Source organism: Silanimonas sp. (assembly GCF_027530345.1).
Lineage (GTDB): Bacteria > Pseudomonadota > Gammaproteobacteria > Xanthomonadales > Xanthomonadaceae > Silanimonas.
On sequence record NZ_JAPZQK010000001.1, the window covers coordinates 16,760 to 39,075 of the forward strand.

Below are 22,316 nucleotides of genomic sequence, written 5' to 3' on the forward strand. Positions count from 1 at the left end.
CCCCATGCAGGGCGACACCGCGCACCAGGAAAAGCACTTCGAGGCCTACATCGTCCAGCAGCTGCAGAAGCAAGGCTGGCAGGTCGGCGACACGCGGCACTACGACACCGAGCGTGCCCTGTACCCGGATGACCTCGTGGCCTGGCTGGAAGCCACGCAGCCGGAGAAGTGGGCCAAGCTGTGCAAGGATCACCCGGCCGATCCGCGTGGGGCGCTGATGGACCGGTTGGCCAAAACGCTGGAGGCTGATGGCACGGTGCAGGCTCTGCGTCGGGGCTTCGCTATTGCGGGCTGCGGGCACATCGACCTGTCGGAAGCCGCGCCCGAGGATGGGCGCAACGCTGAGGTGACCAAGCGTTACGAAGCCAACATCCTGCGCGTAGTGCCGCAGCTCAAATACCACCCGGCGCGGGAGCTGGCGATTGACCTGGTGTTCTTCATCAATGGCGTCCCGGTCGCCACGGTGGAGGTGAAAACCGACTTCACCCAGTCCGCTGATGCTGCCGTCGAGCAGTACAAGACCGACCGCCTGCCGCTGGACCCCAAGACCAAGCGCCGCGAACCGCTGCTGACCTTCAAGCGCGGCGCGGTGGTGCATTTTGCGCTGTCGGATTCCGACATCCAGATGGCAACCAAGCTGGACGGCGAGAACACGTTCTTCCTTCCCTTCAACCAGGGCAATGAGGGCCATGCCGGCAATCCGGCACGCAAAGAAGGCGAGTATCCGGTGGCCTACTTCTGGAAGAAGGTCTGCCAGCGCGATGCCTGGCTGCGCATCTTCCACAGCTTCGTCTACGTCGAGAAGAAGGACGTGGTTGACCTGAAGGGTAACTGGTCGAAGAAGGAAACCCTGATCTTCCCGCGTTACCACCAGTGGGATGCCGTCAATGCGATGATCGCGGATGCCAAGGCCAATGGCCCCGGCATGCAGTACCTCTGCGAGCACAGCGCCGGCTCCGGCAAGACCAGCACCATCGCCTGGACCGCCCACGACCTGATCCGCCTGCGCCGCGACAACGGCGAACCGATCTTCCACAGCGTGATTATCGTCACCGACCGCACGGTTCTGGACAGCCAGTTGCAGGATGCGGTGAAGCAGATCGATCACCAGTTCGGCGTGATCGCGGCCATCGACCGTCAGAAATCCAGCAAGTCGAAGAGCAAGCAACTGGCCGAGGCGCTGCTGAGCGGCACACCGATCATCGTGGTGACCATCCAGACCTTCCCCTACGCGATGGAGGCCATCGTCACCGAGAAGGACCTAAAGGATCGCAGCTTCGCCGTCATCATCGACGAGGCTCATGCCTCGCAGACCGGGACGAACGCCACCAAGCTGCAGGCGGCCTTGTCGCTCGGCAGCAAGGGCGACATGGCGGGCATGAGCGTAGAGGAGCTGCTGGAGCAGCTCCAGAAGTCCCGTGCGCGCCCGAAGAACCTGAGCCACTTCGCTTTCACTGCCACGCCCAAGCATTCGACCTTTATGCTATTCGGGCGCACCCAGGATGGCGGCAAGCCCAGCAAAACGAACCTGCCGACGGCGTTCCATAAGTACCCGATGCGGCAGGCCATCGAGGAGGGGTTTATCCTCGACGTGCTCAAGGGTTACACGCCGTACCAGACGGCGTTCAATCTCGCCAAGCAGCTCGACGACACCCAGCGCGTGAGCGGCAAGGCCGCGAAACGGGCGTTGGCGCAGTGGATGAGCCTTCATCCGACCAATGTCACGCAGAAGGTGCAGTTCATCATCGAGCACTTCAGCAAGAACGTGGCCGCGCTGCTGGACGGCAAGGCCAAGGCGATGGTGGTGACCAGCTCGCGTGCCGCCGCCGTCCGCTACAAGAAGGGATTCGATGCCTACATCGCAAAGCACCCTGAGCACGCGGGCATCCGCTCGCTGGTGGCTTTTTCGGGCAAGTTGACCGGCAAGCAGGTGATGCACAGCGATGACGAGCGCCTGACTGGCGACGTGTTCGTGGTGGACGAGAAGGATGAGTTCACCGAGCTGAGCATGAATCCCGGAGCCTCCGGTCAGGACCTGCGTATCGCCTTCGAACGTCCCGAGTACCGGGTGATGCTGGTGGCGGACAAGTTCCAGACGGGCTTCGACCAGCCGAAGCTGGTGGCGATGTACATCGACAAGAAGATCGCCAACGATGTGGAGATCGTGCAGACCTTCTCGCGCTTGAACCGCACCGCGCCGGGCAAGGACGAGACTTTCATCATCGACTTCGTGAACAGCCCGGAGAACGTCAAGCTGGCGTTCTCCAAGTACGACGACGGCGCCTTGATCGAAGAATCCCAGGATCTCAACGTCGTCTACGACATCAAGAAGCTTCTGGATGCCCATGGCCTGTATGAGGCAGACGATCTCGAAGCGTTCAAGCAGGCCCGCTTCAAGAGCCTGCGGGACATCACGCAGTCACAGGAGCCTCAACATAAGGCGCTGTACGCCGCCACCGAGCGACCGACGCGGCTCTACAACCAGAAGCTGAAGATGCTGCGCGATGCCATCGCCACTTGGGAGTTCGCGTACGGCAAGGCCCGCGCGAACAGGGATGAGGCCGGCATGAAGTCGGCGGACCATCAACGCAAGGATGCGGCCGAGCAGCTGGCCGCATTGATGGGCTTCAAGAGCGGCCTGGCACGTTTCTGCCGCTCCTATGCCTACATCGCACAGTTGATCGATTTCGGCGACCCCGAGCTGGAGAACTTCGCCGCGTTCGCCAAGCTGCTGGGCAAGCGGTTGGACGGCGTGCCGGCCGATCGGGTCGATCTGAAGGGCTTGGTTCTGTCGGGATTCGACATCAAGACGCGTGCGGAGGGTGTGGGTGAGGAGCCCAAGAAGCCGAAGCTCAAGCCCATCGGGGCCGGGGGCGGCGGAAGGGCCGATGAGCCGAACTACCTGAAGGAGATCATCGACCGGCTGAACCGTTTGTTCGGCGATGCCACACCGCTCCGCGATCAGGCGATCTTCGTCAATCACGTCGTCGCCATCGCGAAGGAAAGCGACGTGGTGATGGCCCAGGTGGAGAACAACTCCCGTGAACAGGCCCTCAAGGGCAACCTGCCGGGCGCGGTACAGCAGGGCGTGGTTCGCGCCTTGTCCTCGCACCAGAAACTGGCCACCCAGGTCCTCAAGGCTGACCGTCAGGCGATGGCGGCGCTGACAGACATCATTTATGAGCTGATCCGCGATCGTCGGACCATCGATCTGGATGACCTGAATGCTTGATCTTCTGAACCTGCCGGGCGTAAGACCGGTGGACCTTCAGAGTTCGCAGGGGGTCATCACCATCACCGCCGAGGTCATCGAGGCCACTCCGCCGGCGTGCCCGGAGTGCAGCAAGCCGCTTTATCGGCATGGGCATCGCCGAATCGAGTTCGCCGATACCCCCCAGCAAATGCAGCCGGTGCGGCTAGTGATTGATCGGCCACGTTACCGCTGCGAGTCCTGCGGCAAGACCATGACCTTGGACTTGCCCTTTCTCGATGAGCGGCGACGGGCAACCCAGCGACTGGTTAGCGCCATCCGGGAGCGTTGCCTCGGCATGACGTTCCGGGGACTGGCCGAGCAGACGGGGCTTGCGGTCAACACCATCAAGAACATCGCCCAAGATCTGATTGAGGAGCTTGAAGCGACCGTCCGCTACGAGACTCCGGTGATCATGGGGATCGACGAGCTCAACCTCGCGGGCGGCTACCGCTGCATCATCACCAATCTCGCCACGAACAGCGTGTTCGATATGCTGGAGGAGCGCACCAAGGCGCACATGAAGCCCTTCTTCCGGGACCTCCCGGATCGGGAAAGGGTGGAATGGGTTTGCACCGACATGTGGCGCCCGTTCAAGGACTCGTACGGCCCCTACCTCCCAAACGCCCGACTGGTGATCGACAAGTTCCATGTGGTGCGCATGGCGTCGGACGCTTTGGAAGACGAACGCAAGAAGCACCAGTCCGCACTCGAGAGAAACGAGCGCTTGAAGGTCAAGAAGTCGATTCGCTGGCTGACACTCAAGCGACCGAGCTCCTTGTCGCCGCAGGAGCAAGAGGCGTTGACGCTCGTCCGATCAGGTATACCGCTTCTGGCGGAGGCCTACGACTTCAAGGAGGCGTTCTACGCGATCTACGACGAGCCCGACAAGGCAAATGCAACGCGTGCGTTCGAAGCCTGGGAGAACTCGTTGCCCGAGGGGCGCTTTCCGAAGTTCCACGCGCTCGCCCGGACTGTCCACAACAACTACGAAGACATCTTCGCGTACTGGGATGCGCCAGTTCGGTTGACCAACGCGTACACCGAGGGCCTGAACGGCTTGGTGAAGGTGGCAAATCGTATGGGTCGCGGGTACAGCTATGAAATCATCCGAGCCAAGACGCTTTACGCCAAACATGCCCGTAAGGTCGGCAGCCTACTCAGGCATACGCCTGCAGCCGAGTTTCCAACCAGCGGCGCTCAGAATCAGGTCGAGTACGGACCGCACATTCCAACCTTGGTGGAGCTTTCCGACTCAGGAGAGCTGGGCTGATTTCAGACTCTGATCCAACCACATTTTGCAAATAGCCGTTGTTCCAAGCGTTCGTGATGGTGCGGCAGATGCTCTTCTCGGTGGCTTCCGCATTGAAGGGCTTGACGATGTAGTGGTCGATGCCGAGCGTCATGGCCTGCTTGACGGTGCCGAGGTCGGCGGACGACGTGACGAGCACGAAGGGCAGGTCGCCGAGTCCGCCCTTTTTGCGAACCTTTCGCAGCAGTTCGATACCCGTCAGGCGGGGCATGTGCAGGTCGCTGAGGATGGCGCCGGGCGTCATGCCGCGATCGATCAGCTCCCAGGCATGCATCCCGTCCTCCGCTTCGACGAGTTCGAGACCCTCGAAGCGCGACATGAGGTCGACGAGGGCCATGCGGGAGACGGTGTCGTCGTCAACCAGCAGGATCTTCATTAGGCGTCCTTCCGATCATTTCTTCGAGCAGATCGAGCAGTTCGGATGTGCGTTCATCGACCATCGGCCAGTCTTCGCGGTCGGCCGCCTTCTCGAGGTCGCCCGCGAGGCGGTGCAGTGGGCTGTCTGGTTCAAGGAAACCGGCGCTGCCCTTGATGCCATGGAACTGTTGCGCGAGCGAGACCGCGTCGCGCCCGGCCAAGGCCTTGTTGAGGGCTTCCGTGCGGGCCGGCAGGTCGCGGCGGAAGGCCTCGAGCATGCGTGTGCGCAAGTCGGGCTTGGGCCCCGCCGGCTTGGCGGGTGCCGCCGGCCTGGCGGGGGCTTCCGCCATGCTCGGCTTCGGCCGCGAGGCCACGGGCGGCGGTGCGACGACCGGAGGCGCGGCGTCTTCGACCCCGAACAGCGCATCGAGACCGGCGGCATCGCCCTCGCCTTGCGGCGAGAGCAGGGCGCCGGCCGCGAGCAGGCGCTCGATGACGCCCGCCAGCTTCTCGTGCAGCTCCGGCTCGTTGATGGGCTTGGAGAGGAAGTCGTCCATGCCGCTCTCAAGGTACATCCGGCGGTCTTCCGAGGTGGCATTGGCGGTGAGCGCGATGATCGGGATGTCGGTCTGGCGGACGATGGCGTCGGGGGCGATGCCGCCCTGGCGGATCAGCCGCGTGGCGGTGGCGCCATCCATCTCGGGCATGCGGCCGTCCATCAGGATCAGGTCGTAGTGCTTGCGCGAGAGGGCTTCGACGGCAAGCCGGCCGTTCTCGACGATGTCGATCTCGTGGCCGCGGTCTTCCAGCAGGGTGCGGATGATGATCTGGTTCGTCGGGTAGTCCTCGGCGCAGAGGATGTTGAGCCGATGGGAGTGCGGGCGGCCCTCATTGCTCTCGCCCATCTCGGGGGGCTCGCCCGGCTCGAAGGGCAGCTCGAACCAGAAGCGCGTGCCGAGACCCTGCTTGCTGTCGGCGCGGAGCTCGCCGCCCATGAGTTCGACCAGGTTGCGCGAGATCGCCAGCCCGAGGCCGGTGCCACCGTAGCGTCGCGTGGTCGAGGCGTCCGCTTGGGTGAAGGCATCGAAGAGGCGCTCGAGCGCATCGGGCGAGATGCCGATGCCGGTGTCCTGCACGCTGAATTCGACCCACACCCCGCCTTCCTGGCGGCGACGGTGTTTGACCGAGACGGCCACGCTGCCCACTTCCGTGAATTTCACCGCATTGCCCACCAGGTTCACCATCACCTGGCGCAGGCGGGTCGGGTCGCCCTTGAGCCAGGCCGGCAGGCCGGGCTCGACGCGGAACTTGAGCATCACGCTCTTGCCCGCGGCGCGGTCGGCGAGCAGTTCGTAGACGTCGTCGATCACGCCGCTGACGGCGAAGTCGACCTTCTCGACGGTCATCTTGCGGGCTTCGATCTTCGAGAAGTCGAGCACATCGTTGATGATCCTGAGCAGCGACTTGGCGTTTTCCTGGGCCAGCGTGATCTGGTCGCGCGCGGACTGCGGCAGGTGGCGGTCGCGCAGGGCGAAGCCCTGCATGCCGATGACGCCGGCCATGGGCGTGCGGATCTCGTGGCTCATCATGGCGAGGAACTCGCCCTTGGTGCGGTTGGCCTGCTCGGCCTGCTCGCGGGCCGCATCGGCCAGGCTCTTCGACTGCAGCGCGGCCAGCAGCGCTTCTTCCGCACGCTGTTCGAGCGCGCGGCGCTCGGTCAGGTCCTGCACGACGATGACGATGGCGTCGGCCTGGCCCTCCACCGTCACGTCGGTGCACGAAACGGAAAGCCAGAGCGAGCGGCCCTCGCGACTTTCGAAGGCGAACTCGCCGCTGTCGAGCAGTCGGGCATCGATCGGTTCACCCTTCAGCTCGCCGTCCTTCACGCCGAGGATGCGGTTCATCTCGGGGTTGGCCATCACCACGCGGCCGGCGGCGCCGATCATCAGTCCCACCGGCGCCGACTGGAAGACCGCATTCTGCTGGCTGAACAGTTCTGCGGTGGAACGCGTGCGTTCTTCGACCAGTCGCTCAAGCCTGCCGAGGTGCTCGCGACGCGAGAGCGCGTGCTGGATGTGGCTCGCCACGAAACCCAGCACCGACTGGTCGCGCTCGGTGTAGGCCACGCCCGGCACGTAGGCCTGCACCACCATGGCGCCCACCACCCCGCCCTCGGCGAACATCGGCACGCCCAGCCAGTTGTGGAAGTCGCTGCCGATGCCCTTGAGCGTTCCACGCACTTGCGTGGCGATCTCCGCGATGGTGCCGCGCAGCGGCCGGCCCCCCATCAGGAGGTGCCAGGTGAGCCCGTCCTTGAGGTTGTCCAGCGGTACGTCGCCGAAGATGGCGTCATCTTCCGAATCGACGTAGTAGTCGAAGCGGATCGTGCCCTCGGTACGGTTCAAGGCGACGATGTAGAAGTTCTTGGCGTACATGAGGCGCTCGATCACCTCGTGCATGGCCTTGTACATGGCCTCGTCGTCGGTGGCCTGATCGGCCACGGAGGTGATGTCGAAGAGCGCCTTCTGCAGCTTTTCCTTCTCGGCGATCTCGACCAGCTGCTCTTCCAGCCGGATGGCCTGACGGTTCCACTGCATGGCGAAGGCGGTCGCGAACAGGCCGGTGAGCACCACCGAGCCGACATAGGCGGTGTGCGCCAGCGGGCTCATCTGCCCTTCGCTCACCAGAACGATCCCCATCACGGTGGCCGCCAGCACCGCCCACGCGTAGCGCGGCCGCATCAGCAGGAAATTCGCCGCCACGAGTGGGTAGGCCACGTAGAGGCCGTGCTGGCCGAGCTGGTCCGCCGCCCAGATGGCGAGGAGGGTGTCGACGGTGACCATCGCCACGGTGGCGGGCAGCGTGCGCCGGTTGACGAGGACGTCGAGGAAGAAGACGAAGCCCAGCGCCGCGACCACGAGTTCGATGGCGCCGATCATGAAATCGCCGGTCGCCAGCCGATAGACCGCGAAAGGGAGCATGACGAGCCCTACCACCAGGGGCAGGAGCATGACGATGCCCAGCCGCGGGTCCGCCATGGCGGACGTCCAGAGCGTCTTGAACCGTGACAGGGGAAGCATCGCCATCCTCCGTTGCCCGACATTGCCCTGAGTGCCCAAGGGTGGCGGGAACCCTCAGTGGCACCACCTTCGCCCGACCACGACACCCGCGACCGTGACGATGCTCCAAAAACGGCATGCCTGAGGCGCGCCTTGACACGCTTCCAGAATCGATGGCGGGCCGTGGGCTGGGGGGCGGTTGGGGGGCGTCGAAGGCCTCGGTGCCGATCACGCCTCCCCGGTGCGGCGGCTCACCAGACCAGGTCGTCGGGAACGACGAACTGCGCGTAGTAGGCGTCGTCCTCGGCGTTGCCGGTGCTGGCAGGCGCGTCGGGTGCGTGGTGGTCGAGGACGATCCATTCGGGGACGCGCTGCCGCACCTGGTCGGCGGCGATCCGCGGCAGCAGCACGAAGGCCTCGTCGAGCCGGGCGATCACCAGCTGGCCGTTCGCCAGTTGTTTCTTCTGCGCCTCGACCACCGGCAGGCTGCGGATCGCACCGTCGACGGCGAACCGGTACTCGATGTCGCCGCCGTGCGGCACGTGCTTGTCGACGATGATCTGCCGCGCCTGCGCGCGCAGCGCCTTGGCGTGGGCCTCGGCCTTTTGCGTCGCGGCCAGTGCGCGGTCGCGCTCGACTTTCTCCGCGCGGGCCCGTTCGGTCTCGCGCTGGATCTCGGCCGCCAGCGACGGTGCCTCGCCCCGGCGCGCCTTCTCCTGTTCGCGCGCCGCCTCGGCGGCCTTCGACTTCTTGGCCAATCCGGCCTTGAGCAACTGTTCCTGGAGGGCGTTGAGCTTGGCCATGGCGGCAGGGGTCGTGGCGGTGGGCCATGATAGACGGGAGGGCGCGGGCCTCGACCGCGCGGAGGAGCGTGATGGCCGGGGGTGCGACCCAGCATGTCCCGTCCGGCCTGACCGACGTCGAGGCCCGGGAGCGCCTTCGCCGATTCGGTCCGAACCGGCTGCCCGAGCCGCCCCGCAAGCACGCCCTTGCCCTCCTCATCGAGGTGCTTCGCGAGCCGATGTTCCTGCTGCTGGTGCTCGCGGCGGGTCTCTACCTGCTGATTGGCGATCCTGCCGAGGGCGCGTTGCTCGGTCTGTTCGCGGCACTCTCGGTCGGCCTGGTCGTGGTGCAGGAGTACCGCAGCGAACGGGCGCTCGATGCCCTGCGTGCGCTCGCCGCCCCGATGGCCCGAGTGCGTCGCGACGGAGTCGTGCGCACCATACCGGCCTCCGGGATCGTCCCCGGCGACCGGGTGCTCGTGGCGGAAGGTGAGCGCGTGCCCGCCGACGCGGTGCTGCGCGAGGGCGGCGGGCTCCGCGTCGACGAGTCGCTGCTGACGGGCGAGTCCGTGCCCGTGACCAAGGGGGTTGCGGCTCCGGGCCTTCAGGACCCCGGCCAGCCCGGCGGCGAGGGCGGCGTGGGTCTGTTCGCGGGGACACTGGTGGTCTCGGGGCACGGCGTCGCCGAGGTCGTGGCCACAGGAGCCGCGACGCAAGCGGGCCGGATCGGTGCCTCGCTGGCGGGCATCGTGGTCGAGAAGACGCTGCTCCAGCGGTCGATGGGTCGCCTGGTCCGCCTGCTCGGCGCGGCGGCCGCGATCGTCAGCGTGGGCGTGTTCGTGCTCCACGGCCTGGTCCGCGATGAATGGATGGAGGGCGCGCTGTCCGGCATCGCCGTGGCCATGGCGCTATTGCCCGAGGAATTCCCGATGGCCTTCGCCGTGTTCATGGCGTTCGGCGCGTGGCGACTGGCGCAGCTGCGGATCCTCGCTCGCCGTCCCGCGGTCATCGAGACCCTGGGGGCGACCAGCGTCTTGTGCGTCGACAAGACCGGGACGCTCACCGAGAACCGCATGCGCGTCCGCGTGCTGGTTGCCCCGGACGGGGACGCGTGGATCGATGCCGCGACGCGTGACGTGCCCGAGGCCGTGCATCGGCTGCTCGAACATGCCGTTCTCGCGAGCCGCGTCGAGGCCGTGGACCCGATGGACCGCGCGGTGCGCCATGCCGGCGATGCGACGCTCGTGGACACCGGTCACTTGCACGACGACTGGCCGCTGGCCCGGCAGTACGGGCTCATGCCCGAGCTGCTCGCCTTCTCCCAGGCCTGGGAGTGCGCCGAAGGGGGCGTCGTGGTCGCCACGAAAGGCGCGCCGGAGGCGATCGCGGGGTTGTGCGGCTTCGATGCCGAGCAGACCGCGGCGATGCTCGCCGATGTCGCTCGGCTCGCGGCGAGGGGGTTGCGGGTGCTCGCCGTGGCGCATGCCGGTCCGTTCGATGCCGCTCCCGAGGATCCGCGCCATCGGGTGTTCCACTGGGACGGGCTCGTGGGGTTCGAGGACCCCTTGCGCGCCTCGGCGCCGCCGGCGATCGCGTTGGCGCGTAGCGCCGGAATCCGCGTGGTGATGATCACCGGGGACTTCCCGGCCACGGCTGGGGCCATCGCGGCGCAGGCCGGCATCGACACCACGGCCGGCGTGCTGGCCGGGGAGCGGATCGCCGCGATGGATGACGCCGCGCTCGACGCCGTCGTGGCCGACGTGTCGGTCTTCGCCCGCATCCGCCCCGAGCAGAAGCTTCGCCTCGTCGAGGCGTTCAAGCGCCGTGGCGACGTGGTGGCGATGACCGGGGACGGCGTCAACGACGCGCCAGCCCTGAAGGCCGCGCACGTCGGGCTCGCGATGGCCGGCGGCGGCACCGATGTCGCGCGGGAGGCCGCGGCGGTCTCGTTGCTCGAGGACGACATCGGCCACATCGTCGACGGCGTGCGCATGGGGCGCCGCATCTTCGACAACCTGCGGAAGGTGCTGCTCTACATCGTCGCGATCCACGTGCCGATCGCGGGACTGGCACTGCTGCCGGTGCTGCTGGGATGGCCGCCCCTGCTGCTGCCCATGCACGTGGTGCTGGTCGAGATGGTGGTCGACCCGATCTGCGCCATCGCTTTCGAGAGCGAGCCCGGCGAGCGCGACCTGATGATGCGCCCGCCGCGCGCGGCCGCCGCCCCGCTGCTCGGGGCGCCGCAACTGCTGCTGGGAGCCTTGCAGGGCCTGTTCGTTCTCGGCGGCGTCCTCGGCCTGCACGTCGCCGCCGTGGCCCGCGGCATCGCCGAGGACGAGGCCCGGACGCTGGCCTTCATCGCACTGACCGCCGGCAACTTCGCGCTGGTGCGGATCAACGGCGCGCGCGGACCGGCGCTGCCGCGGCTGTTCGAGCGCGGCCACCGGGCCTTCTGGATCGTCGTCGCCGCGGCCACCGCCATCGTCGCGACCTGCGTCCTGTGGCCGGCGGCGGCGACGCTGTTCGGCTTCGCGCCTCCGGGGATGCCCGGCACCCTCGTGGCGCTCGGGGTCGGTGTCGGCGCCGCGGCCCTGTTCGAACCACTGAAGGGCTGGCCGCCGGTGCGGCGGGCGCTAGGCGGCTGAGTCCCGGCGCTCAGCGGTGCGCCAGCAGCGCGAGCACCTCGTCGTCGTCCACTTGCGGGAAGCGGAGGTAGTGCAGCCCGACGGCTTCGAAGGGCGAGGGCGTGGCGAGGCACACGACCGCGTCGGCGTGTCGTGCCACGGCCGCGAGGCTGTCGCGCGCGGCCACCGGCACTGCGCAGACCAGATGTGCAGGCTTGCCGGCACGGACCGCTTGCAGGGCCGCGGCCATGGTGGCTCCGGTGGCAAGCCCATCATCGACAACGATCACCGTGCGGCCGGCGACGGGCGCAGGCGGGCGGCCATGCCCGTAGCGTTCCCGACGCTGCCGGATCCGCGCCAGCTCGGCCGCGGCACGCTCCTCGATGTAGGCCTCGCCGGCCCCGCTCTGGGCGGCATGTCGCTGCAGGTGCACATGGCCTTGTTCGTCCACGGCGCCGATCGCGAATTCCGGGTTGCCGGGCGCGCCGATCTTGCGGACCAGCACGACGTCGAGGTCGGCATCGAGTCGGTCCGCGACGACGCGGCCGACGGGCACGCCGCCGCGCGGGATGGCCAGCACCAGGGCTTCCTTCCCGGCGAGGGGCGCCAAGGCGGCGGCGAGGGCGTGTCCGGCCGACTCGCGGTCGAGGAAGGGCAGCGCGTTCATGTCGGGCCTCGTGCACGGCAAGGGACGACCGTCGTTGTCCGACGGCGGGATCACGGGCGGCTTGATCCGGGTCAAGCGCGAGGGCGCTTTTCGGACGTGGAATGTCGTCCTGTCAACATTGTCCGCGGGGTGTTCCATGGCTGCGACTTGGGTGGTTGTCGCCGACCGGGCCAAGGCCCGGTTCTTCGCCTTCGATCCGAGCGATACGCAGGCGGGATTCCTCGAGATCGTGGATTTCCCGAATCCGGACGGCCGCCTGTCGGCTTGGGAACTGGGCGAGGAGCGATCGCCGAGCACCCATGACCGCATGGGGCATGGCCGGCATGCCATCGAGCCGCACACGACTCCCGAGGACAAGGTGGCCCACCGCTTCGCCGCCGCGCTCGCCGATGCGCTGGAGCGCGGCCGCGTTGAGCACCGCTACGACGGGCTCGTGCTCGTCGCACCGCCGCGCTTTCTGGGCCAGCTGAAGGGGGCGCTCGGCGCGCAAGTCCTGCGCCACGTGGTGGCGGAGGTCGACAAGGAGCTGTGCAACGCATCGCCCGTCGCCATCCGGCAGGCGATCCCGCCGATCTCCCCCCCTTGAGGGCGCGCTCCGTGGCCGACCGCGGTCCTCCTCCCATGGACACGCTCCGCGATCTGGTCGCGCTGGCCGTGTACGCACCCTCGAGCCACAACACCCAGCCATGGCGGTTCCGGTTGGCACCCCCGTCGATCGAGCTTCGGGCGGATCGCACCCGCGCGCTGCCGGTGAACGACCCCTTCGACCGGGAGCTGGTCATCAGTTGCGGGGCGGCCCTGATGGCCCTGCGGGTCGCGGCGGCGGCGAAGGGCCTCTCGGCAGACGTCCGGCTCCTGCCGGACACCACGGACCACGACGTCCTCGCACGGGTGGTCGTCGGCCGTGGCGCGGTCGAGCCGGGGCTGGCGGATCTCGCTCCGCACCTCCTCGCGCGACGAACCTATCGCAAGGCCTTTGATCCCCGGCCCGTGACCGACGAGGCGATGTCGGCCCTGCGGTCTGCAGCCGCACTCGAGGGCGGCGACCTGCGGGTGCTCGATGGCGACCTGCGGGGGCTGGCCGGCGGACTGGTCGACGAAGGCGACCACCTCTTGTGGAACGATCCGCGCTGGCGTCGCGAGCTGGCGATGTGGATGCACGCGACCCGCGAGGGGGATGGCCTCGCCGTCCCCGCCCTCGCGGCGCCGATCGCGCAGGCCATCGTGCGCACTTTCGACATGGGCGATGGCGTGGCGGCGAAGGACCAGCAACTGCTCCTCGCATCGCCGGCATTGACCGTGCTGGCCACCGCGGAGGACGACCCGCGCGCCTGGCTGCATGCCGGACAAGCGCTGCAGCGGGCCCTGCTCGAGGGCTGCCGCCGGGGCCTGCAGGCGTCTTACCTCAACCAGCCCATCGAGGTGCCGGCCCTGCGTCAACGCCTTCGGGAGGCGCTCGACACGACCGACCATCCGCAGCTGCTGCTGCGCTGGGGCCATCCGGTCGAGCCCGTGGCCCCGACGCCCCGGCGCCCGGTCGACGCAGTGATCGAATCCGCCGCGGACTGAGGAAGGCCATGGGCATCGGTGCCATGCTGGCCCCATGGGCGCGAGTGTTGCGGTAGACGGGGCGGGGATGGACGAGGAGTCGGGTATGCCGGAGTCCGAAGCGCCGCGCACGGGCGGTGAACACGAGGTCCCCTCGCCCGCGCCAGCGGCGCTCAGCGTCCGCGGCCTCCGACGGGTCTTCGGCAGCGGGCCTGCGGCCGTCCACGCCCTGCGGGGCGTGGACCTCGAGCTGGCGCAGGGCGAGATCGTGGTTCTGCTGGGCCCATCCGGCTCCGGGAAGTCGACGCTGCTCAACCTCCTCGGCGGCCTCGACCGCCCCACCGGCGGCGACGTCGTCTTCGACGGCCGCTCGCTCGCGGCGATGGACGACCGGGCGCTGACCGCGTATCGCCGCGACGCGGTCGGCTTCATCTTCCAGTTCTACAACCTCATCCCCAGCCTCACGGCCGAGGAGAACGTGCAACTGGCCACCGACATCGCCGTCGATCCGATGCCACCGGCGGAGGCGCTGGCCCTCGTCGGCCTCGCGCACCGCTCGAAGCATTTTCCCTCCGAGCTGTCGGGCGGTGAACAGCAGCGCGTCGCCATTGCGCGTGCCATCGCCAAGCGGCCGCGCATCCTGCTTTGCGACGAGCCCACCGGGGCGCTCGACCTGCGCACCGGCATCACCACGCTGGAGGCGCTCGTCGAGGCGAACCGGTCCACCGGTACCCTGCTGATGATGGTGACGCACAACGCCGACATTGCACGCCTCGCGGATCGCGTCATCCACTTCGCCGACGGTGGCATCCGCGACATCGCCTGCAACGCGTCGCGCATCGCGCCCTCCGAGCTGCGCTGGTGATCCTGACGCCGCCGCTGTGGCGCAAGCTCTGGCGTGACGTCTGGCGCACGCGGGCGCAGGGCGCCACGGTGGTGGTGGTGCTGTCGATCGGGATCGGCCTCATGGTGGCGTCGCTCGGTGTCCGCCAGTCCCTGGTCGATGCCCGGGACCGCTACTACGCGACGAACCGCTTGGCCGACCTGCAGGTGATCCTCGTCCGCGCCCCGAGGCACCTCGTTCCCCGCGTCGAGGCCCTGCCCGGCGTCCAGCGTGCCTCCGCGAGGGTGGTGGCCGGTGCGATCATCGAGCTGGGCATCGACCAGCCACCGGTCAGCGCGCGGGTCGTGTCGCTGGAACCCGGCGACGACGAACCCGTGAACCTCCCATGGCTCGTGGCCGGACGCTGGCCGGCCCCGGGCCGTGGTGACGAAGTGTTGGTCAACGAGGCCTTCGCCACGGCCAGTGGCCTCGCGCCCGGAGCCCGGCTGCCGCTGCTGCTGCGCGGGCGGCGCGCCGACCTCCACGTCGTCGGAATCGCCAATTCGCCCGAGTTCGTCTTCGTCAGCCCGCCGGGCGAGTTGTTTCCCCAACCCGACCGGTTCGCCGTGCTGTGGATGCCCCGGCGCGCCCTCGAACAGGCCGCGCAGATGGCCGGCGCATTCAACGATCTGGTGCTTCGCCTCGCGCCCGGGCATCCGTCCGCCCCGGTGGCGCAGGCGCTCGACGCGCTGCTGGCGAGGTACGGGGCACTCCGGGCGCAGGGACGTGACCGCATCCCGTCCGCGCGCTTCCTCGACCAGGAGGTCGAGCAACTGGCGACGATGGCGATGGTCTTGCCGCCGATCTTCCTGGCGGTCGGCGCGTTCCTGCTGGCGATCATCCTCGGCCGGCTGATCGAGGCCGAACGCGCCAACATCGGACTGATGAAGGCCTTCGGCTACCACGCCCTCGAGGTCGGCTGGAGCTATGCGGGCTTTCCCTTGGTACTCGTGCTGCTCGGCGTCCTGGGCGGCCTGGCCCTCGGCAGCGCGATCGGGCAGTTCATGTCGGGGCTTTACCTTGAGGTGTACCGGCTGCCGGCGTTGCCGTTCCGGCACGATGGCCCGGCCATCGCGCTGTCGATCGGCGTCGCATGCCTCGCGGCACTGGTCGGCACGGCCTCGGCGCTGCGGCGCGTGGTCACCCTGCCCCCGGCGCAGGCGCTCGCCCCGCCGCCGCCGCCGCGCTACCGGGCGGGTGCCGCCGGCTTCGAGGCCCTGTACCGGCGCCTGGAGGTGCCGGCGCGCATCGTGCTCCGGCGACTGACCGGGGCCCCGCGCCGGTCGCTCACCACGGTGCTGGGCCTCGCCTGCGCCGTGGTACTGCTCGTCGTGTCCAGCCGCCTGCCGCTCGCGATCGATCGCCTGCTGTCGCTGACCTTCTCGGAGTCGAAACGCCAGGACGTGGCGCTCACGCTCATCGAGCCGCAGGGCCGCGCGGACGTGCTGGCCCTGTCGCGCTTGCCCGGCGTGGTCGCCGTCGAGGGCTTCCGCTACGCCAGCGTCGTCTTCGCCGCGAACGGCCGCACCGTCGAGGAAGTGCTCACCGGCCTGCCCGCGGGGGGGCGCCTCGAGCGGCTCGTGGACGTGCACGGCGTGCCGCGCGCACTGCGCGAGGACGGCCTCGTCGTCACCGCCGGGCTCGCGCGTGCCCTCGGGGTGGGGCCGGGCGACCGCATCGGCGTCCGTTTCAGCGAGGGCCTGCGTCGTTCGGTCGACCTTTCCGTGGTCGAGGTCGTCACCGTGACGAGCGGGATGGGGGCCTACCTCGAGCTGGGCGCCCTGCAGCGGCTGGCCGGCGAGCCGGGCCGGGTGTCGGGCGTCAATGCGCACCTCGATGCGCGCGAGCGGCTGTCATTCAACGCTGCCGTCAACCGCACGCCGTCCCTCGCGGGCGTGTCCTACGTCGGACTCGCCGAAGCCTCGATGCGGCGCATCTTCGACGAGGGCGCGGGCACGATGGACGCCCTGTTCGCCGCGTTCTCGATCCTGATGGCGGCCGGTATCGCCTATGCCACCGCCTCCGTGACGCTGGCCGAGCAGCGGCGCGACCTCGCCACCCTCAAGGTCATCGGGTTCTCGCCGCGCGAGGTCGCCGCCCTGCTGGTGGCCGAGGTGCTGTTGCTGGTCGCGTTCGCGGTGCCGCTTGGCATCTGGCTCGGGCAGCATGCCGCGACGGCCTTCCTCGCGGCGATGGCCACCGATCTCTTCACCTTCCCCGAGATCCGCGACCGCGCCGCCGACGCCCGGGCCGCCATGATCGTGGTGGCCTCGGTGCTCGCGGCCCTGCTGCTGGTCGGCCGGGACATCGATCGCATCAACCTCGTCGAATCCCTGAAATCCCGGGAGTGACCCGTGCCGAACCCCCTCCGCCAACGAACCCGGCGCCTCGTCCTCGCGGGCGGCGCCGTCACGTCGCTGCTGGTCGCGTGGTGGCTCTGGCCCCGCGCCCTGCCGGTTGATGCCGTGACCGTGCAGCGTGGCGACCTCGCCAGCAGCGTCGTGGATCTGGGCGAGACCCGCGTGCGCGAGCCCTACATCCTCGCCTCGCCCGTCCAGGGCCGCGTCCGCCGCATCACGTTGGAGGAGGGCGATGCGGTGGCCCGCGACGCCGTGCTGGCGTGGATCGACCCGGCCCGCAGCGCGCCGCTCGACGAGCGCACGCGCGCCAGCCTCGGGGCGGCCTTGCAGCAGGCGCGGGCCGCCCGCGACCGAGCCGGCGCCCACGTGCAGTTGGCCGAGGACGAGGCCGCGCGGACGGCGCGCCTGTGGTCGCAGAAGCTCGTGTCCGAGCAGGTGTATCGCGCCACGCAGAGCAAGCGGCGCGAGGCGTTGGCTGAGCGGTCCGAGGCGGAGGCGGGCGTCGCGCGGATCGAAGCCGAGCTCGCCGGATCGCGTGAAGGTACGGGTGGTGCGATCGCCCTGGTTTCTCCGATCGATGGCCGCGTCCTCACGCGCCATATCGAGAGTGCCCGGCCGGTCGCCGTCGGCGAGCCCCTTCTCGAGATCGGTCGTCCCGATGAACTCGAGGTCGTGGCGGAGTTCCTCTCGCAGGATGCCGCGTTGATGCGCGAGGGCGCGCCGGCGTGGATCGAAGGCTGGGGCGGCGAACCGGTGCCCGCCCGCGTGCGACGGATCTCCCCGAGCGGCCGGCTGAAAGTCTCGGCCCTCGGGGTCGAGGAGCGACGCGTCGACGTCTGGCTGGATCCCGCCGAACCGATGCCCGGCGCGGGGCACGGCTTCCAGGTCGAAGCCCGTGTCGAAATCGCGCGCGTGGAGGACGTGGTGCGCGTGCCGGTGGAAACGCTGGTGCGCGACGGCGAGGGATGGCGCGCGTGGCGCATCGAGTCGGGGCGCCTGATCGCCGTGCCCTTGGAGGTGGGCATCACCGACGGCCGCTGGCGCGAGGTGCGCTCTGGACTCGCCGAAGGCGACCTGATCGTCGCGGCACCGAACCGCCAGCTCGCCGAAGGTCTGCGCGTGTCGCCCCGACCGTGAGCGCGGGCCGCGAACCCCCGGTCTTGCGCCGCCTTGCGGCGCCCGGGCTCGGGGCATCCGCCGTCGTGTTCAGTCCGTGCACTCTGTTTGGGGCAGCGCGCCGGCGAACCGCCGGATCGGTGTGCTCGAAAGAACCCCGGCGGCGTCGATATCCAAGGTGACCCGCTCCCCGTCGTCCGGCCGCAAGGTCATGGTGCCAATCAAAGGCAGAGGGAAGTTGGTCACCGCGCTTCCTGCCGTTCGATTGAAAGGGGTGCCGGCCACCGGCCGCCCCATGTCGCCCCGATAGCTGCCGTCGGCTTGGCGCTCGAGCAATGCCACGGACCATCCGGGCGTGCCATCGCCGTCGTAGGTGTATCCGACGAGGAACATACGGTGGCCCTGGTGCACCACGTTCACGCCCCAACCTGGGGCATCGGGGTTCCACCACAGCCCGCTGAGGTTGCTCGTTGCGGCCCGCGAGCCGACGGTGAAGACGCAGGTGGGGGGCTTGGCATCGATCGCGAACGGGACCAGCGCCCGGGTGCGGACCGCCTCCGAACCCATCTGAACGCCGAACTCGAGGTCACCGTTGCCCAAGAAGCGAAGCCAGGCCGAGCCGAGAACCACCGGGGTGCGCTGGGGCGGCACGGGTGCGGTGCCGGGTACGAAGGGGCTGCCTGCCCAGCGCACGATGCTGCCGCGGAGCACGCCTTGTGCATCGGGCACCAGGGACTCGATGGAGTACCACTCCGGACTGCCGTCCTCGCCATAGGTCATCCACACCGGGAACACTTGTTCACCGACATGCGAAACGGCAAGCGTCCAACCCGGCTCGGTCGGAACCCAGTACAGGGCCGTTTGGTTGCGCGGTGGCACGGGCGGCAGGAGCCGCGACAGGAAGGCCACGTCATCAAAGCGACCGCCCGCCGACTTCGGCCCGTTCCGCGCGACCACCAGCTGCAGCGAGGGGATCACGTAGAGCCGTTGCTCGTAGGCACCGGCCGCCATGGCGAAGTCGTCGGGGAGGAACGGAGCCTCGATCAGGCCGAGGATGTGGCGTTCGAACTGCGGTGCCGTCTGTGCGAGCGAGTCCGGAACCTCGCGATTCAACCACCAGTAAAGCCCATAGGCGGGGTTGGGCGTGGTGCCGGTCAGCACTTGCTCGAGACCTTCCTGCGAGATCAGGGTTTGGCCCTTCCAGCGGCCACCGAGCCGCACCATCTCGCCCAGATTGGCCCACTCGCGCGTCCGCACGTAGGCGCCGCCACTGAGCTGGGGGTTGCCGTCGCTGAAATTCCCGCGCCAGCTCACCTGGATACCCAGCGGGCCGAACAGGCGCCGCTGCATGTAGGCGGTCACTTTCTCGCTGCCGAGTTTGCGCTGCAACGCAGCGCCGAACACGTTCGGCGCGCTGCCGTAATCGAAGAGCGTGCCCGGTTCCGCGACGGCCTTGGCCTGCAGGAAGCTCTCCCAGGTGCTCTGTTCCTTCACATCATCGAGCCCGCTCGTCATCGTGAGCAGGTGGCGCCAGGTGATGCGCGAGCGCCGGGGATCGCTGCGCCACTCGGGCACCACCTCGGCCACCGGATCGTCCAGTTCGTAGGTGCCATCCTCGGCCGCCATGGCCCCGAACAGGCCAGTGAAGCCCTTCGTGCCGCTGGCCAGCAGCACTTGCGTGTTCGCGTTGCCCCCATTCGCATACGACTCGTGGATCAGGTTGCCGTCGTGGAGGATCACCAGACCCTGGCCACCGGCCGACTCGTGATAGGTGCGCGCGGCGGCAATCTGCTCGGCGGTCGGGGGCGGGGCGGCCCAGAGCACGCCGGCGGCAAGCGCGCCGATCAGTGACAGCCCGTGGCAGGCCCGCAAGCGGGAGGGGCGCATGGTGTCCATGGCGATGCGGTCTCGTCAGACGATGTGGGGTGACGAACGCACGAAAGCACCTTGGGTTGACAGTGGGAGGCTCCGAAGTTCAGGGGGCCGCGTGCGCCGCCAGCCACGCCACGAGATCGGCCCGCACGGTGTCGCGCCCGACCTCGTGCAAGGTCTCGTGGCGCATGCCCGGCAACGCGACGAAGGTTTTGTCGGGGCTTGCCGCCTGCGGAAATAGTGCCCGGCTCGCGTCGAAGGACGTCAGCATGTCGGCTTGGCCATGCATCAGGTAGAGCGGCATGGTCAGGCGCGCCACGGCCGCGGGTGCGGTCGCCATCGCCGCTTCGAGCGCGATGAACCAGCCCGCGCGCGCCTGGTGGAGGACCAGCGGGTCGGCATCGTGACGCGCGATCTCGTCCGGATCACTCGTCAGATGCGCGCCGGTGATGCCGCTGGGCATCGAGAACATCGGAAGGAGCCGGCCCAGCACATGAGCGGCCAACAGCTTCAGCGGGTTCACCGCAAGAGCGCGGGCGAACATCGGGCTGCTGAGCGCCAAGGCGCGGCAGCGCTCCGGTACCGAGGCGGCGAAATGCGTGGCGATCAGCCCGCCCATCGAATGGCCGAACACCAGCGCGGTGCCGTCCGTGCCCGCCGTGAGGGCCGAGAAGGCGGCGCGGGTGTCATCCAGATAGTCCTCGAAGCGACGGAGGTGAGCCCGACGCCCCTCCGAACGCCCATGCCCGCGCAGATCGAACGCGAGCACGTCGAAGCCCGCGTCGGCGAGGGCGTCCAGCAATTCGAGGTAGCGGCCGCCGTGCTCGGCGAAGCCGTGGATGACGAGGATGCGTGCCTTGGGTGCCGCCGCCGCGTGGCGACGGAAGAACAGGCGCGTGCCGTCGCTGCTGGTGATGAAGCCTTCCGTCGTCGTGGCCATCGGCCCTCCTGTCGTGCTTTTCGGCGCGCCTCAAGGCTCAGGCTTGGCTGGCCAGGTTGGCGCCGAGCAGGACCATGGAGAACAACAGCCAGTCGTTGAGGATATGCGCGCCGGTGGACACCCAGAGGTTCTTGGTCATGATCCAAGGCAACGTGAGCACCAAACGCGCCGAGCCGATGATCACGACGCACTGGAGGACATTCCAGTCGTAGGTCGGCAGGTGCAGCAGCCCGAAGATCAGCGCCGACACCAGCCAGGCCACGATGACGCCCGCCTTGCGCCCCATGCGCAGCCGATGGGTGCACACGTAGAGGATGGCGAGGAAGGGCAGTAGGGTGATGATCTCTTCGCCGAGGAGCTGCGGCAGCGTCTTCGCGAAGAACGCCGCCATGCCCGCCGCGTCGAGCTCCGCCAAACCGGCGGCGGACGCATTGGGCGTCACCTCGGTGAAGCGGCCGACCATGGCGCCGACGCAAAAACTGACGACGACGTTGAGCAGCGCGAAGCCGACCATCAGTCGGATCTCGCGGCCGCCGACCTTGCCGAAGAGTGCCCGCCAGTGACCCGGCGCGACGTACGCCAGCGCCACCATGGGAATGAGCGGCATCAGCACGGCGGGAATGAGCGGGCCGAGCATCGCGCCGCCGGGCCAGTCGATGGGCAGCGCGAGGATCAGGAATCCGACGACGATCGCTGCCATCACGATCAGCCACCGGGTCCCCGAAAGAGCGACCGGTGCGCCGTTGTAGAACGGGAAATCCCGGCCCTTGTCCTCCAGCCACAGGAACGTGTCCGTGCCTGCGGCCGGTGTGCCGATCGTCGACGTCATCGCTGCCTCTCCCCCGAGGTGGCTGCCGTGGCCGCACGGTTGGCCGGCGTCGGCGCCAATCTACGCCAAGCGATGCCGCGATGCCGGCCTCAGTCGGCCGTTTCGTCTTCGAGCGCGTGGTAGCGCAGCGCGGCGAGCGGGACGATCTGCATCGCCTTCTCGTGCGTGGCTTCCAGCCGAACCGGAGGCGCGACGCCGGCCTCGAAAGCCTGCATCCAGCGCGAGGCGCAGACGCACCACGAATCGCCGGGCTTCAGGCCGGGAAAGCCGAACTCCGGCCGCGGCGTGACGAGATCGTTGCCGGCGCGGACGGAGAACTCGAGGAACTCGGCGGTGACCTTGGCGCAGACCGTGTGGCTGCCTTGGTCGTTCTCGTCGGTGCGGCAGCAGCCGTCGCGGAACCAGCCGGTTTTCGGGTCATGGCTGCAGTCCTCGAGCGGCGTGCCGAGGACGTTGAGGGGGCGAGATGGGCGGGTCATGCGTTGGATTGTCTACCGGAAAAAGCCCCAACGTCTGTATGCGCAAGAGCCGCCGAGCGCCGCCGTTGTGATGCTGTGCTCGGGCTTAGTCTGCTTCCGACCTATTCCGTTGAAAAACTCTGTTTCCGGCGGCAGTTCTGGTCTGGCGAAGTCGCCGCAAAGTCGATTGTTTTGATCCGCGCTACAAAAAAGTGGGCGCGCAAGCGCCCCTGATCCTCAAAAGGCGGTCGCCATTGCC

The 22,316-nt window shown here is 68.5% G+C and carries 16 protein-coding genes; 8 read left to right on the forward strand and 8 right to left on the reverse strand.

Annotated elements, in window-relative coordinates; translation table 11 throughout:
* Window positions 1-4 precede the first annotated feature (4 nt).
* Complete coding sequence (locus tag O9255_RS00065) at window positions 5-3,232, forward strand: DEAD/DEAH box helicase family protein (protein ID WP_297864789.1); 3,228 nt, start codon at window positions 5-7, stop codon at window positions 3,230-3,232.
* Window positions 3,225-4,523 (forward strand): ISL3 family transposase, encoded by a 1,299-nt coding sequence (locus tag O9255_RS00070; RefSeq protein ID WP_297864790.1) that lies wholly within the window; start codon window positions 3,225-3,227, stop codon window positions 4,521-4,523. Before O9255_RS00065 ends, O9255_RS00070 begins: the two co-directional genes overlap by 8 nt.
* Here the strand turns inward: O9255_RS00070 and O9255_RS00075 are convergent.
* The 3 genes from O9255_RS00075 to O9255_RS00085 form a co-directional block, all read right to left on the reverse strand.
* Window positions 4,411-4,938 (reverse strand): response regulator, encoded by a 528-nt coding sequence (locus O9255_RS00075; RefSeq protein ID WP_297864791.1) that lies wholly within the window; start codon window positions 4,936-4,938, stop codon window positions 4,411-4,413. The genes O9255_RS00070 and O9255_RS00075 overlap by 113 nt on opposite strands.
* Window positions 4,919-7,999, reverse strand: a complete 3,081-nt coding sequence (locus O9255_RS00080) for an ATP-binding protein (protein WP_297864792.1) — start codon at window positions 7,997-7,999, stop codon at window positions 4,919-4,921. Before O9255_RS00080 ends, O9255_RS00075 begins: the two co-directional genes overlap by 20 nt.
* A gap of 230 nt (window positions 8,000-8,229) precedes the next feature.
* Window positions 8,230-8,781, reverse strand: coding sequence for a DUF2058 domain-containing protein (locus O9255_RS00085; RefSeq protein ID WP_297864793.1), 552 nt, complete (start codon window positions 8,779-8,781; stop codon window positions 8,230-8,232).
* Between the two features lie 71 nt (window positions 8,782-8,852).
* Between O9255_RS00085 and O9255_RS00090 the strand changes: the two genes are divergently transcribed.
* Complete coding sequence (locus O9255_RS00090; RefSeq protein ID WP_297864794.1) at window positions 8,853-11,405, forward strand: cation-translocating P-type ATPase; 2,553 nt, start codon at window positions 8,853-8,855, stop codon at window positions 11,403-11,405.
* 10 nt (window positions 11,406-11,415) lie between these two features.
* Here O9255_RS00090 and O9255_RS00095 read toward each other — a convergent pair whose 3' ends face one another.
* Window positions 11,416-12,051 carry a phosphoribosyltransferase family protein gene (locus O9255_RS00095; protein WP_297864795.1) on the reverse strand — a complete coding sequence of 212 codons (636 nt, stop codon included), beginning with the start codon at window positions 12,049-12,051 and terminating at the stop codon, window positions 11,416-11,418.
* On the opposite strand from O9255_RS00095, the gene O9255_RS00100 reads away from it, so the two are divergent.
* From O9255_RS00100 to O9255_RS00120, 5 genes are all read left to right on the forward strand, one after another.
* The gene (locus O9255_RS00100; protein ID WP_297864796.1) at window positions 12,050-12,637 is read left to right on the forward strand and encodes a host attachment protein; all 588 of its coding nucleotides are present in this window, start codon (window positions 12,050-12,052) and stop codon (window positions 12,635-12,637) included. The genes O9255_RS00095 and O9255_RS00100 overlap by 2 nt on opposite strands.
* A 35-nt stretch (window positions 12,638-12,672) precedes the next feature.
* Complete coding sequence (locus O9255_RS00105) at window positions 12,673-13,620, forward strand: hypothetical protein (protein ID WP_297864797.1); 948 nt, start codon at window positions 12,673-12,675, stop codon at window positions 13,618-13,620.
* A gap of 85 nt (window positions 13,621-13,705) precedes the next feature.
* Window positions 13,706-14,464 (forward strand): ABC transporter ATP-binding protein, encoded by a 759-nt coding sequence (locus O9255_RS00110; RefSeq protein WP_297864798.1) that lies wholly within the window; start codon window positions 13,706-13,708, stop codon window positions 14,462-14,464.
* Window positions 14,461-16,833, forward strand: a complete 2,373-nt coding sequence (locus tag O9255_RS00115; RefSeq protein ID WP_297864799.1) for an FtsX-like permease family protein — start codon at window positions 14,461-14,463, stop codon at window positions 16,831-16,833. The genes O9255_RS00110 and O9255_RS00115 overlap by 4 nt, the downstream gene beginning before the upstream one ends.
* Window positions 16,834-16,836: 3 nt before the next feature.
* Complete coding sequence (locus O9255_RS00120) at window positions 16,837-17,979, forward strand: efflux RND transporter periplasmic adaptor subunit (protein ID WP_297864800.1); 1,143 nt, start codon at window positions 16,837-16,839, stop codon at window positions 17,977-17,979.
* 69 nt (window positions 17,980-18,048) lie between these two features.
* On the opposite strand, the gene O9255_RS00125 is transcribed toward O9255_RS00120, so the two are convergent.
* From O9255_RS00125 to O9255_RS00140, 4 genes are all read right to left on the reverse strand, one after another.
* Window positions 18,049-19,854: a serine hydrolase gene (locus tag O9255_RS00125; protein ID WP_297864801.1), complete on the reverse strand. Its 1,806-nt coding sequence runs from the start codon at window positions 19,852-19,854 to the stop codon at window positions 18,049-18,051.
* 79 nt (window positions 19,855-19,933) lie between these two features.
* Window positions 19,934-20,770, reverse strand: a complete 837-nt coding sequence (locus O9255_RS00130; RefSeq protein ID WP_297864802.1) for an alpha/beta hydrolase — start codon at window positions 20,768-20,770, stop codon at window positions 19,934-19,936.
* 37 nt (window positions 20,771-20,807) lie between these two features.
* Window positions 20,808-21,599 (reverse strand): type II CAAX endopeptidase family protein, encoded by a 792-nt coding sequence (locus tag O9255_RS00135; RefSeq protein ID WP_297864803.1) that lies wholly within the window; start codon window positions 21,597-21,599, stop codon window positions 20,808-20,810.
* An 89-nt stretch (window positions 21,600-21,688) separates the two neighbouring features.
* Entirely contained in the window at window positions 21,689-22,078 is a 390-nt protein-coding gene (locus O9255_RS00140) for a DUF2237 domain-containing protein (protein ID WP_297864804.1), read from the reverse strand.
* Window positions 22,079-22,316: the final 238 nt, after the last annotated feature.

Excerpts from the sequence above, each read along its gene's own strand:
- O9255_RS00065 (WP_297864789.1), top strand. The coding sequence starts at position 5 with ATGCAGGGCGACACCGCGCACCAGGAAAAGCACTTCGAGGCCTACATC.
- O9255_RS00070 (WP_297864790.1), top strand. The coding sequence starts at position 3,225 with ATGCTTGATCTTCTGAACCTGCCGGGCGTAAGACCGGTGGACCTTCAG.
- O9255_RS00075 (WP_297864791.1), bottom strand. The coding sequence starts at position 4,938 with ATGAAGATCCTGCTGGTTGACGACGACACCGTCTCCCGCATGGCCCTC.
- O9255_RS00080 (WP_297864792.1), bottom strand. The coding sequence starts at position 7,999 with ATGCTTCCCCTGTCACGGTTCAAGACGCTCTGGACGTCCGCCATGGCG.
- O9255_RS00085 (WP_297864793.1), bottom strand. The coding sequence starts at position 8,781 with ATGGCCAAGCTCAACGCCCTCCAGGAACAGTTGCTCAAGGCCGGATTG.
- O9255_RS00090 (WP_297864794.1), top strand. The coding sequence starts at position 8,853 with ATGGCCGGGGGTGCGACCCAGCATGTCCCGTCCGGCCTGACCGACGTC.
- O9255_RS00100 (WP_297864796.1), top strand. The coding sequence starts at position 12,050 with ATGTCGGGCCTCGTGCACGGCAAGGGACGACCGTCGTTGTCCGACGGC.
- O9255_RS00095 (WP_297864795.1), bottom strand. The coding sequence starts at position 12,051 with ATGAACGCGCTGCCCTTCCTCGACCGCGAGTCGGCCGGACACGCCCTC.
- O9255_RS00105 (WP_297864797.1), top strand. The coding sequence starts at position 12,673 with ATGGACACGCTCCGCGATCTGGTCGCGCTGGCCGTGTACGCACCCTCG.
- O9255_RS00110 (WP_297864798.1), top strand. The coding sequence starts at position 13,706 with ATGCCGGAGTCCGAAGCGCCGCGCACGGGCGGTGAACACGAGGTCCCC.
- O9255_RS00125 (WP_297864801.1), bottom strand. The coding sequence starts at position 19,854 with ATGGACACCATGCGCCCCTCCCGCTTGCGGGCCTGCCACGGGCTGTCA.
- O9255_RS00130 (WP_297864802.1), bottom strand. The coding sequence starts at position 20,770 with ATGGCCACGACGACGGAAGGCTTCATCACCAGCAGCGACGGCACGCGC.
- O9255_RS00135 (WP_297864803.1), bottom strand. The coding sequence starts at position 21,599 with ATGACGTCGACGATCGGCACACCGGCCGCAGGCACGGACACGTTCCTG.
- O9255_RS00140 (WP_297864804.1), bottom strand. The coding sequence starts at position 22,078 with ATGACCCGCCCATCTCGCCCCCTCAACGTCCTCGGCACGCCGCTCGAG.